Consider the following 11,634-nt stretch of genomic DNA (forward strand, 5'->3'; position numbering starts at 1 on the left):
GGGTTACGGAGTGACGCGGAAGGTCGCGTCCTGCCGGTCCGAGGCGCTGGACGCGGAGTCGATCGGGTCGATGCGCAGCTGGTAGGCGCTGTGCCGCAGGTAGCGCGTGGGGAAGTTGTGGGAGCGGAACGACGTCCAGGAGGAGTCGGCGAGGCCCGCCGTCCGCTGGAAGGTCGCGTCCGCCCGGAAGGTGGCGGTGCCGTCGTCCGGGTCGAGACGCACGGCGTAGTCGTAGTGCCGCAGGTAGTTGCCGGGATAGTTGACGGACTCGAAGGAGACGCCCGAGGAGGAGGCGAGCCCGGGGACCATCCGCCACATCTGGTCCTGGTACGGGTCGAAGGGGTAGGCGTCGAGGCGTCCCGCCCGGTCCGCGTGGCGTACGAAGCGGTCGGGGAAGTTGTAGGACTTCAGCCGCACCCACGCGGGAGCGCCCCAGCGGCTGACGGCGGCCGTGTACTCGGCGTCGGTGATGCCGATGACGGAGCCGTGCTTGGAGTTCAGCGCAGGCGTGTAGTCGCGCTGGTTCATCGGCGCCCAGGAGTTGGAGCCGATGTTCGCCTGCGACCAGGCGTAGTAGTCGTTGTTGACCGGGCTGAACGAGTCTCCCCACAGCCGCCAGCCGCCGTCGTTGTTCCTGGCGAGCAGGGGCGCCTCGATGGCGTTGCCCTGCCTGAGCCCGCTGGTGTAGGTGGTGAAGCTGTTGGGCGCACCGGTGGAGGACCTCGCCCCGTAGAGCAGACCGTCGGCGAGGTTCTTGTAGTACAGGTAGGTGGTGCCCCCGTCGACGACGACATCGCCGTCCAGGACGCCGAAGCTGGGGCTGAAGTACACCTGGGGCGGGCCGACCGAGCGGAAGTCGGTCGTCCAGTTGGCCATCAGGACGTCGCGTCCGCCGTCGACCGCCGAGTAGACGATGCCGTACTGGCCCCTCGGGGCGTCCCAGAAGGCGGTCGGCGCCCAGGTGTGGCTGCTCGACGTGTGCATCCGGAGGCGGCGGTAGCCGGTGAACGCGCTCAGGTCCGTCGAGTCGTACACGTGCAGGTACTGGCTCCAGCGGGTGAAGTCGGTGCCCTTGAGGTCGGTGGCGAGCACCACGAAGGTGCCGTCCTGCTTGCGGAGGACGAACGGGTCGCGCAGGCCCTGTTCGCCGGCGGTCGGGGTGACGACGGGACGGTTCTGGTTCAGCGGGGTCCAGTTGAGTCCGTCCCGGCTGACCGCCAGGTGCAGGCCGTAGTCCGCGCCCTGGCCGTTCGGGGATTCGGTGAAGTAGACCATGGCGTAGGCCGTGTTGGCCGCTGCCGCGGCGGAGGGCGTCGCGGCCGTCGCGCGGGCGACGGGCGCGAGGGCTCCGAGCGCGGCGCCCGCCGCGGCCAGACCGAACGATCGCCTGCTGAGATTCATGCGCTCTCCAGTCGTTGTCGGGCTCGGGTCCGGTCGGTTCTCGGTTCGCGCATACACACAGACACACGCACGCACGAGGAGCCGGCACGGGAGAGCCGGTGCGGTGGGAGGGAGCGGGGTCGCGCAGCTTGTGACGCGGTCACGACAGGCCGCGCCCGAGAGTGACCTCGAGCGCGGTGGGGCGTCCGGCAGTCAGTGTGAGCGCTAACAGTTCCGCGGGGCAAGGGTCGTGCGTCAAGACGGGCCGGTGGGGTGGCGCAGGGGCAACCGTCCATCACTCACGGGACAGGCCATCACTCCAGCTCAAGCGGGGCCGCATGTTAGCGCTCACAAGGGTGAGCGGAGCTCAGTCCCGGCCGAATAGCGTCGTGCGGCCGTTTCCTTCTCCCGTCCCCCGCCCTCAGCGGGGGGACCTCGTCCGGTCGGCGCGCACGGCGTAGCGGCGGTCGGCGGCGCGCCTCAACCGGTGTACCGGTCGTTCCCCCTTGCGTAGGATGCCCCTTCCGGACTGAGGGAAGAGGCTCCCGTGGCGGACATACCCGGCGCGCGGGCGGAGTTGGACCGGCTCGGGCGGGACCTTCGCGCGCAGCTGGCGTCGTTGGTCCAGACCCTCACTCCGGGCGCCGACCTCGACTCGCTCGTACTCCGCGAGCCCGCGGTCGTCGACTGGCACGAGCCCCTGGGGTACCGGTACTCCCTCTCGTTCCGCGGGCACCGCCCCGCCGGGATCGCCGCCGCCGGCATCGTGCCGCGTGCGGCGAGGTTGCTCGCCCGAGCCGGCTGGGACGTCCCGGAGCCGGAGGAGTACGCGGAGCTGGAGTGGGCCACCGACGACACGGGTGACCGGTATCTCCTGACCGCCCGCCACCCCGACGGCAACCTCATCGAGGTTCGCGTGGACGCGTACGGCTCCGCCGTGCTGTTCATCGGGCGGACCCCGGTGACGGCCCTGTACGAGGCGCAGGCGTTCCGGTGGCCGGAGCCGGTCCGGACGGCCGCGGCCCTCACGCCCGGCCACCTGCTCTGCTACGAATGCGACGGCCTCGGTGCCTGCGACTGCTGCGGGGGCCGCGGGTGGCTGCCGAGTGAGCCGCACGGGCGCAGCCGCTGCCCCCAGTGCGCCGCGCGGCGCGTGTGCCCCGTCTGCGGGGGCGCGGGGGAGCTGGCCCTCTCCCAGTTGTCGGCCTACCAGAGGACCTACTACCCGGAGCTGGGCCGCCCCTGACCGTCGCAGCGCCGGAAGCCCTGGTTCGGTGACGTCAACGGAGGACGACCTCCACGCCATGGTCCGCGAAGATCTCCAGGATGACGGGGAACGGGACCACGCCACTGTCGCCCTGCGGGGTCGGCCGGGGTGTCGACAGGCGGGCCACGGACTCGGCCGAGTGGTCCCAATACAGGGTGAACGGCACGGTGGCACCCCAGCGGCCGCGCAGGCAGTCGTCCAGAGCGTCGAGGTTCCGGCCGAAGTAGCCGCAGGGTCCGTTGACGGCCTCGCCGAGCGCGCAGTAGAAGCTCTCCTCGTCGACGATGTCCCGGCCGTCGAGGGTGAGGACCTGGCCCGCGGGGGCGTCGGGCCTCCCCCGGTGGCGGTACTCCCGGGACCACAGCGCCACCGACAGCCAGGCGTGTCGGCCCTCGGGGGTGAGGTCGCGCCACAGGCCCGTCCGGTCCAGCCGGCCCTCACGGATCAGGTCCCACACCGGTTCCGCTCCGGGCAGGGCGTTCTCGCACCACAGCGTGACCGTGAGGTCGAGGAGATCGGCTCCGCGGGCGGAGGGCCGGGCGTCGACGACGGTGACGTCGTTGACGAAGTACGACCCCATGACCGTGCCGTCCGCGTCGAGGAGATCGAGGTCGGCGTTGCCGGCCGAGGCGCGCTGGCGGCCGAGGTGACCGGTGCTCCTCAGCAGGCCTCCTCGCGGGCGACAGCCCGCGAGGAGCACCTGACGCGCCCCATCCTCCTCGCCCGGGAGCGGCGTGAACAGCCCCTGGGCCTCGTGGGAGGGGCCCCAGAAGTCGGCGTCGTCCTCGTCCGAGGTCAGCGCGTAGCGGTATCCCCCGCCGTCGTGGCCTGGTGATTCATTCACGATCCTGGTTCTGCGCCTACCGTAAGCCATAGGTTCGACCCGTAAACCCGTTCGACCCTTCGTCAGATGCCGTGCCCTGGAAGGTAAATCGCCTTGAGCGAGCCACACCCCTTGGACCGCACGCGAGTGCGTTACCGCGAACTGTTGGCCGAGTGCGGCCTCGACACCGAGACTCACATACCCGGCCTGGTCACCAACACCGGCGTCTCCGAGCCGGATGTCCGGGCCCTGCTCAACGGGGAGCACGTCCCCCTTGACGACCCGGACGACCGGGTGAGACGACGAGTCTGCCACCTGTACGAATCGCGGACCGACCTCGACGGACGGCCGGCGGACATCCGAGACATCGCGGCCGCCCTCAACGCGACGCCGACCTGGACGAAGAAGATCGTCGCCGGGCAGGCCAACCCGAGCCTCACCGCAGGGCACGTCCTCTGCCAGTACTACGGAGTCCCCTCCGACTTCCTCACCGCGACGCCAGCCGACGCCCTCAACCGCGAGCTCGGCAAGATCGTGTTCGACCTCGAGGTCAAGGCCGACCCGGAGCGGATCCTCGCGGCCCTCGGTGTGCGGCACGTCGCCGGCCGCGGCCCGAACTGGGGCGGTGACCACTTGGGCGCCGTCGCCCACATGGTGGCCGGCATCCGCGAGAGCCTGGCTACGGTCGAGGAGCCCCTCGCCCGGCTGGAAGGAGGAGAAGGCGGATGAGGTCCACCCCCAGGACCACGAGCAAGGCGCAGCGTCGGCTGATGACCGAGCTGAGCAAGGCCGTCGTAGCGCGCGTCGACGTGCCGGCCGCTCCCGAAGTCGTCTTCCGGGCGCTCTGCGACGCCATGAGCGAGCGCCGCGGCCGCCCGGTCGCACTCGCCGTCCGGCCGTTTCCTCCCGAGATCGCCGACACCACCGGCCTGTGGCTCGACCTGGCCGACCAGGACGTCATCGTCATCGAGGAGGGCCTCGACGCCGACCACCAACTGGTCGTGCTCGGGCACGAGCTGTGGCACATGGTCGCCGGGCACTGCGGGCACCAGGTCGGCGAGGCCGCAGTAGCCGCCCGCACCGTCCTGACCTCCGAACCGGCATTGCTCGAAGCCGTCCGGCGGGTCGCCGCGCGCAGCCACTCCCACGCCGCCGACGAGCGGGACGCTGAAGGCTTCGGACTCCTCCTCGGCACCCGCATGCGGAACTGGCTCGACGAAGGGACCGGTGCCACTCCACTGGACGACATCGCCCAGCGCATCGACACGTCCCTCGGCTACCCCGGTCCCAAGGGATAGGCAGTGGTCCTTACGCACCCGTACGCAGTGACGGCGATCATCCTGGTCGCCTCACTGCTCTACAAGCTCCCGACCGTCATCCGCGCCGGCCGCAACCCCTTGCTGCGGCAGGTCGGCGGCCTGCTCGCCGCCGCCTGCGGCGTCTTCATCTTCGCCCAGCCCGCCACCATCGCGGTCGTCAACGAGACGGTCGGTATCACCAACGTGTCCGCCCCGTGGGTATACAGCCTGCTCACCGGGTTCTGCGCCGTCTGCCTGCTGCTCATCATCCGGTGGCGCGGCGGCACACCCCGGACCGTCCGACGCGCCGGCTACTGGGTGTACGCCGGATACGGCGCTGTCCTGGTCGCGCTGTGGGTGCTGTTCGCCCTCGGCGACGCCGACGTCGAACGCCTCCAGGACTTCGACACCTACTACGCCACCACCCCGTTCATCCGCGAGATGATCGTGCTCTACCTGACCGGTCACATGGTGGCGGTCGTCATCACGTCCGGACTGCTGTGGACGTGGGAGAACCGGGTCAGGGGCACAGGGTGGCTGCACCCCGGCGTCGTCCTCCTCGGCGTCGGCTACGCCGCGAACCTGGCGTACGACTTCGCCAAGCTCACACCGGTCGTCGCCCACTGGTTCGGCAACAGCCGCCTGGACTGGATGAACACGCAGTTGGCGCCGCTCATCGCCGCCCTCGTCGGCGTGCTGATCGCACTCGGCTTCATCCTGCCCCACCTCGGCGCGCACATCTCGCACCGGCTGACGGTACGCCGCGACCATCGGGCTCTCGGCCCGCTGGCCAAGGCCCTCGGCCCGGTCCCCACCGCGAGCGCCCCCGTGGCCCTCGGCCGGTGGTCGCCCATCGACCTGCGTCTCACGCGCCGCCAGACCGTCATCCGGGACGCCCTGCGCCACCTCGCCCCGTTCCTCGACGCCGGCCTGCGGGAGCGCACCCGCGCGGCTTGTCTGGCCGCCGGCAGCACGCCGGCCGAGGCCGACGCCCAGGGCGACGCGGCCGCCATCGTGGCGGCCGTCGCCACCATGCAGACCTCCACCCCCGGACAGCCGCGGACCGGCCGGACGGCGTACGACGGGCTGCACGATCTCACGGCCATATCCAGGGCCTTGCGCCGGCCCGTCGGCATCCCTCCCGTACCGGAAAAGAGCACGCCATGAGCGGCAGAGCCAGCAGCACCCGTCAAGCCGTGGTCATCGGAGGGGGCCTGGCGGGCTTCCTTGCCGCGCGGGCCCTCGCCGGCGACGCGGCCGTCACCATCGTCGAGCGCGACACCCTGCCGACGGTGCCCGAGCCCCGCAAGAACTTGCCCCAGGCACGCCATCTCCACAACCTGTGGTCCGGCGGGGCCGGCGCCGTGGAGCAGCTCCTGCCGGGCACGCTGGCCGAGCTGCAGGCCCACGGCGCGCGCCGCATACCGCTCACCTCCGGCATGGTCGCCTACAGCCCCGCCGGCTGGTATCGCCGGTGGGACGACAGCCACTACTCGATCAGCTGCAGCCGCGACCTCCTGGACTGGGTCATCCGCGGTCAGGTCCTCGCCGGCAACGCGGCTGCGATCACGGTGTTGCAGCGGACCCAGGTCCTAGGCTTGGTCGGTGATGCTGCCGCCGTGACCGGCGTCCGGATCCGGAACGCCGCCGGCGAGGAGGAGACGCTGAACGCCGACCTGGTCGTCGACGCCGGCGGCCGCGCCTCACGCACCCCCCACTGGCTGCTCGACCTCGGGCTCGACGGGCCCACAGCCCGCGAAGTCGACTCCGGCCTCGTCTATGCGAGCCGCACCTACCAGGCACCTCCGAAGACGCCCGCGGTGTGGCCGATCATCAACATCCAGGCCGACCCCCGCAGCGGCGGGCCCGCCCGCAGCGGAGCCATCCAGCCCATCGAGGACGACCGGTGGCTGGTGACCCTGTCCGGGACCCGCGGCGCCGAACCGCCCCGGGACCCCAAGGGCTTCGAGGAGTTCGCCCAGCAGTTGCGGCACCCCCTGATCGCCGAGGCGCTTGTGCACGCCCAGCCGCTCACGGACGTGACGCTCAGCCGCACGACGGTGAACCAGCGCCGCTACTACGAGAAGACCCGCATGCCGCGCGGTCTGCTCGTCCTGGGCGACGCCGTCGCCGCGACGAACCCGACCTACGGCCACGGCATGTCCGTCGCCGCACAGAGCGCCCTGACTCTCCGCGACACCCTCCGCCGACGCGGCTGGGCCGCCCCGGACCTCGCCCGGCACGTCCAGAAGGGCATCACCCGGCACCTCGAGACGGCATGGACGTTCGCCACCGGATCCGACGTCTTCTTCCCCGGCGCCTCGGAGAACGGCCCGACCGTCGTCGAGCGCCTGGCCGCGCGGTACATCGACCGTCTCATCCACACCGCGACCGGATCCGGCCGTGTGGCACGCGCTGTCACCGACGTCATGACCCTGGAAGCCGGACCCGCCCGACTGCTCAGCCCCGACACACTGATCGCTGCCGCCCGCGGCCCGCTCAAGCCCTCGCTGCAGCACCCCCCGCTCACCGCCGAGGAATGGCAGGCCATCCGGAACTAGGGACCAGCCGCAAGATCGTTCTTGCCCAATTGTGCAAGCCTCTCGGGCCCCTTACGAGTGAAGTGCGGGGCCCTACCCCCTGAGTGCGCCGATCGTACGCGCCGGTCGCACCGCGGGGACGGTGCCGGCGGTGGAATCACCGGCGGGCGGTCGTCGCGGGTGGGGGTCGTCGATGAGCTGTCCGACGACCGCACGATCACGGCTGTCCCCCCGTCCCCGCAGGCGCGGCCGACGCTCCGGTCAGCGCTGCGGGGCCTCGCTCTCCTCCACCGCGCGGCGTCCGACGCGCAGCACCGAGAAGAGCAGCGTCAGCAGGGTCCCGGCGAGTGCCCAGGCGCCGAGGACCAGCAGCGGCCCGGTGACGGCCCGGCCGCCGAAGTAGCCGATGGACCGGGCGGTCCAGGTGCCGGCTCCGGGGATGAGGGCGGGGCCGATGTCCCGCCAGAACGGGGGCAGCAGCGGGTACGGGTAGGCGCCGCCCGCGCTCGGGTTGCCGGCGATGACGACCACCAGGACGGTGAGCCCGATGCCGATGACGCCCAGCGCCCCCTGGAAGGCGAAGGTGACCGCGCCGGTGGCGAACACCACCAGCGCGCCGAGCCACCACAGCCCCGTCGTGCTGCCCGGCATCGCGCCCAGCACGGGGCCGATCACCACCGCGCCCAGCAGCCCGAGCAGCACCGAGTACACCGCCAGCGTCAGCAGCCGGATCACCGCACGGCGGAGGTTGGCGGGCCTGGCGCCGTAGCTCACCGCGAGGATCGCGGCGCACAGGTAGCCGCCCACGCACCAGCCGACGACCAGGTAGAACGACGACAGCCCGCGCGCGTCGCCCCGTTCGACGGGGACCAGGTCCACGGTGCGCACCTGGCGTCCCTGGCGGGCCTGCGCGCGGCCGACCACCTCCTCCAGCGCGTCCGCCACCGGGGCGCCGCCCCCGCTCGCGACCAGCAGCCGGTCGGTGGTGCCGCGCGGGTCCACGACGAGGGCGCCGTAGATCGTCCGGTCCTCGATCCGCCGTCGCGCCTCCTCGGCCGAGGCGAGCGGCCGGGCGTCGAGGGGGGAGCCGGGCAGCGCGTCCAGCTGCCGCGCCAGGCGGTCGCCGCCCTGCGGGGCGACGACGCCGAAGGCGATGTCCCGGGGTCTCGGCTCGTGGAAGGCGCCGGCGTACGAGGCGATGAACAGCACCCCGAGCGCCAGCACGCCCAGGACGAGCAGTGCCGACCGCGGCCGCACCGCGTCCTTGACCTCTTCGGCGAACGTGGACCTGCCGGGCGCTCCACCACTGCTGCTCATGATCCCCAGCCTGGGCGTCGGGCCGTCGGTCCGCAGGCCGGGGCCGCCGGGTGGGGGAACGGGTGGGGCCGCCCAGGTGCGTCCGGCTCAGCCGGCCGGACGCCACCCGAGGAGGGGGCCCAGCCGGGTCGCGAGGTCGGTGAGGATCTGCTCGTAGTCCTCCCGGGCGAAGGTGAACGGCAGGGCGAAGGCCACCTCGTCCACCGCCCGGTACGAGGCCAGGGAGAGGAGCCGTTCGGCCAGTTGCTCGCTGGGCCCGACCAGGTCCGGCGCGAACATGAGCCGGGCAGGTCCCTGCGGGGAGCGGGTGCGGGGGAGCCGCGCCCGGGCGTACTCCTCGTAGCGCTCGCGCTGGGCGGCGGACGCGCCGTCGGTCGGCACGACGACCAGTCCCTGCGAGACGCGGGCCGCCCCGCCGAGCGGGTGGGCGGCCCGGAAGGCACGGATGTGGGACAGCTGCACCGCGTCGAAGTCCAGGTCGCCGGCGTCCGGTCCCTCGGCCTTGACGACGCTGCTGGTCAGGAAGTTCATGCCCTGCTCCCCCGCCCACCGCGCGGAGCGCAGACTGCCGCCGCCGTACCACAGGCGCTCACGGAGACCGGGGGAATGGGGCTGGACCCGGTCGGAGTAGACCTCGATGCCCTCCGTCCCGCTGAAGCGTGACGCGGGCCGCCCGGCGACCAGGTCGAGCAGGCGGCGCACCCGGTCGTACCCGAAGTCCTCGGCGTCGCCGGTGTCCGGGTAGAGGGAGTCCTTGACGTCCTGCCAGTGGACCGGCGGGCCGACGCTGACGCCGGGGTTGAGGCGGCCGCCGGAGAGGATGTCCACGGTGGCCAGGTCCTCGGCCAGGCGCAGCGGGTTCTCCCAGCCCAGCGGGGTGACGGCGGTGCCCAGCTCGATGCGGCGGGTGCGCTGGGTGGCGGCGGCCAGCACCGCCACCGGCGAGGAGATGCCGTGCTGCAGGTGGCGGTGGCGCAGCCAGGCGCTGTCCAGGCCGAGGCGCTCGCCCAGTTCGATCAGGTGCAGCGTGTCCTCGTGGCCGGCGCGCGGATCGGCCTCGTCGAACAGCCCGATGGTCAGGAAGCCGAGCTTGCGCAGCGGCCGGGGGCCGGCGCCGGTGTCCGGGACGGGGGGCATGGGACTCCTCGCTTCGTTCGGGTGACGTCACCCGGGCGAACCCCCCGCGGGGCACGGTTGTTCCGCGCGCCCGCGGGTCTCCCCGCGCCCGTGGCTCTCCCCGCGCCGGCGGGTCTCCCCCGGCGGGCATCAGCGGCGGCTCCCGAGGTGCGGGGCCAGGCGGGAGCCCAGGTGGGCGAGGAGCGCCGCCTGCTGTTCGCGGAGGAAGAAGTGGCCGCCGGGCAGGACGACGGTCTCCAGGCCGCCGTCGGTGACCTCGGCCCAGGTGCCCAGGTCCGCCTCCGGGCAGACGGGATCGCGGTCGCCGCCGTAGGCCGTGACGGGTGTCCGCAGGCGCTCGGCCGGCGGGTCGGGGCGGTAGGCGTCCAGCAGCCGGTGGTCGCCCCGCAGGGACGGCAGGAGCAGGTCGCGCAGGTCGGGATGCTCGTAGGCCCAGGCCTCCGGACCGGCCAGGCGCGCGACCGACGCGAGCAGCCCGGCGTCGTCGAGCGGGAACGGCGTGGGGCGCCGACGGTGCGGGGCGCACCGCCCCGACACCAGCAGCGCGACGACCTCCGCGTCGGCGCGGTCGCGCAGCCGGAGCGCCACCTCGTAGGCGACGGCGCTGCCCATGCTGTGCCCGAACAGGGCGACGGGCAGGTCGAGACGGTCGGTGAGGGCGTCCGTGACCGCGTCGGCCAGGGCGGCCATGGACGTCTCGCAGGGTTCGGCGAGGCGGTCCTGCCGGCCCGGGTACTGGACGGCCAGCAGCTCCACCCCGGCGGGCAGCAGCGGCGGCCAGCCGGAGTACGCCGTGGCGGTGCCGCCCGCGTGCGGGAGGCACACCAGCCGCAGCCGGGGGTCCTCAACCGGGTGGTGGCGCAGCCAGCGGCTGCTGGTGCCGGTCCATGCCGGCGCGGCGCCGTGTCCGCGGAGGGTCATCGCTGTTCCGCCCTTTCGTGTCGCTCCGGGCGGTGCTCCGCCCGGAGCCTCGGTGGTCCGCGGGGGCCGGCCGCCTTCCCGGCCGGCGGTTCCCGTCATGCGGAGGGGGTGACCGGCAGCACCATCACCACGGTGACCGAGCCGTCCTCGGCCACCACTTCCCGCAGCGGGCGGAAGCCGAGCCTGCGGCTCATGGCCAGGCTGGCGGTGTTGTCCGCGCCGATCATGCCGTAGACCTCGGTCAGGCCGAGGTTGTCGGCGGCGTGCCGGGCCAGGCCGCGGACGGTCTCGGTGCCCAGTCCCTTGCCCCAGTAGGACGGGGCGAGGGCGGTGACGAGCTCGTGACCATCGACGTTGCCGGTCCTCTTCGCCTCGGCGTGGCCGACGTACGTCCCGTCGAGCCACAGGCCCCAGACGTCGAACAGCTGTCGCGGGTAGACCTCGGTGAGGATGGACCGGAACAGGGCGCGGATGTCCTCCTCGGGCACCCTTTCCTGCCCCATCCAGCGGCATACCGCCTCGTCGCGCAGGAGGGCGACGAAGAGGTCCTCGTCGGCCGGGCGGTAGGGCAGGAACTGCAGTCGTTCGGTGTACAGAACGGGCGTCTTCACGAGGTCCCCCTGGCTCATGTGGCGTCCTTCACGGCGGTCACGCATCTCCGCGCGGGTTTCACGGCGGCGGGCCCCGGGGCGCGCGGGCACGGTCGTCGTGCCCGCGCGCCCCGGGTGCGGCGCCGGGTCAGGCCTCGGCGTTCTCCATGCGCTCCCGCAGGCTGCGCGGCCGCATGTCGGTCCAGACCTCGTCGACGTAGGCGCTGCACTCCGCCTCGGTGCCCTCCTTGCCGACCGGCTGCCAGCCGGCGGGTACCTCGACGTCGACGGGCCACAGGGAGTACTGCTCCTCGTCGTTGCGCAGCACCTGGTAGCGGGTGTTCTCGTCCATGTCCGTGCC

General features: G+C 72.8%; 12 protein-coding genes. 5 read left to right on the top strand and 7 right to left on the bottom strand.

The annotated features are described in order from the left end of the window. Nucleotides 1–3: 3 nt before the first annotated feature. Nucleotides 4–1,401 (bottom strand): glycoside hydrolase family 43 protein, encoded by a 1,398-nt coding sequence (locus tag Sfr03f_RS26375; protein WP_108956685.1) that lies wholly within the window; start codon nt 1,399–1,401, stop codon nt 4–6. Nucleotides 1,402–1,927: 526 nt separating this feature from the next. Here Sfr03f_RS26375 and Sfr03f_RS26380 point away from each other — a divergent pair. Beyond that, nucleotides 1,928–2,626, top strand: a complete 699-nt coding sequence (locus Sfr03f_RS26380) for a hypothetical protein (protein ID WP_108956686.1) — start codon at nt 1,928–1,930, stop codon at nt 2,624–2,626. A 34-nt stretch (nt 2,627–2,660) separates the two neighbouring features. Here the strand turns inward: Sfr03f_RS26380 and Sfr03f_RS26385 are convergent, their stop codons facing one another. After that, a complete protein-coding gene (locus Sfr03f_RS26385; RefSeq protein WP_245967773.1) occupies nt 2,661–3,491 on the bottom strand; it encodes a barstar family protein in 831 nt (276 codons plus the stop codon). A 93-nt stretch (nt 3,492–3,584) separates the two neighbouring features. Here Sfr03f_RS26385 and Sfr03f_RS26390 point away from each other — a divergent pair, with 93 nt between their 5' ends. Genes Sfr03f_RS26390 through Sfr03f_RS26405 form a run of 4 tightly spaced genes read left to right on the top strand, consistent with a single transcriptional unit; the run spans nt 3,585 to nt 7,329 of the window. After that, on the top strand, nt 3,585–4,199 hold the full coding sequence (locus tag Sfr03f_RS26390; protein ID WP_159105740.1) for a hypothetical protein: 615 nt from the start codon (nt 3,585–3,587) through the stop codon (nt 4,197–4,199). Then, on the top strand, nt 4,196–4,768 hold the full coding sequence (locus Sfr03f_RS26395; RefSeq protein ID WP_372514398.1) for a toxin-antitoxin system, toxin component: 573 nt from the start codon (nt 4,196–4,198) through the stop codon (nt 4,766–4,768). Before Sfr03f_RS26390 ends, Sfr03f_RS26395 begins: the two co-directional genes overlap by 4 nt. Before the next feature lie 27 nt (nt 4,769–4,795). Continuing rightward, a complete protein-coding gene (locus Sfr03f_RS26400) occupies nt 4,796–5,935 on the top strand; it encodes an MAB_1171c family putative transporter (RefSeq protein ID WP_108956689.1) in 1,140 nt (379 codons plus the stop codon). Next, nucleotides 5,932–7,329 (top strand): NAD(P)/FAD-dependent oxidoreductase, encoded by a 1,398-nt coding sequence (locus Sfr03f_RS26405; RefSeq protein WP_108956690.1) that lies wholly within the window; start codon nt 5,932–5,934, stop codon nt 7,327–7,329. The genes Sfr03f_RS26400 and Sfr03f_RS26405 overlap by 4 nt, the downstream gene beginning before the upstream one ends. Before the next feature lie 240 nt (nt 7,330–7,569). On the opposite strand, the gene Sfr03f_RS26410 is transcribed toward Sfr03f_RS26405, so the two are convergent. From Sfr03f_RS26410 to Sfr03f_RS26430, 5 genes are all read right to left on the bottom strand, one after another. Beyond that, nucleotides 7,570–8,625, bottom strand: a complete 1,056-nt coding sequence (locus tag Sfr03f_RS26410) for an SLC5/6 family protein (protein ID WP_108956691.1) — start codon at nt 8,623–8,625, stop codon at nt 7,570–7,572. 87 nt (nt 8,626–8,712) lie between these two features. After that, on the bottom strand, nt 8,713–9,762 hold the full coding sequence (locus Sfr03f_RS26415; protein ID WP_108956692.1) for an LLM class flavin-dependent oxidoreductase: 1,050 nt from the start codon (nt 9,760–9,762) through the stop codon (nt 8,713–8,715). 129 nt (nt 9,763–9,891) lie between these two features. Further along, the gene (locus tag Sfr03f_RS26420) at nt 9,892–10,683 is read right to left on the bottom strand and encodes a thioesterase II family protein (protein WP_108956693.1); all 792 of its coding nucleotides are present in this window, start codon (nt 10,681–10,683) and stop codon (nt 9,892–9,894) included. A 95-nt stretch (nt 10,684–10,778) separates the two neighbouring features. After that, nucleotides 10,779–11,312 carry a GNAT family N-acetyltransferase gene (locus Sfr03f_RS26425; RefSeq protein ID WP_108956694.1) on the bottom strand — a complete coding sequence of 178 codons (534 nt, stop codon included), beginning with the start codon at nt 11,310–11,312 and terminating at the stop codon, nt 10,779–10,781. Between the two features lie 109 nt (nt 11,313–11,421). After that, nucleotides 11,422–11,625 carry an MbtH family protein gene (locus Sfr03f_RS26430; RefSeq protein WP_042166983.1) on the bottom strand — a complete coding sequence of 68 codons (204 nt, stop codon included), beginning with the start codon at nt 11,623–11,625 and terminating at the stop codon, nt 11,422–11,424. Nucleotides 11,626–11,634: the final 9 nt, after the last annotated feature.

The sequence above is a fragment of the Streptomyces fragilis genome, assembly GCF_003112515.1.
Lineage (GTDB): Bacteria > Actinomycetota > Actinomycetes > Streptomycetales > Streptomycetaceae > Streptomyces > Streptomyces fragilis.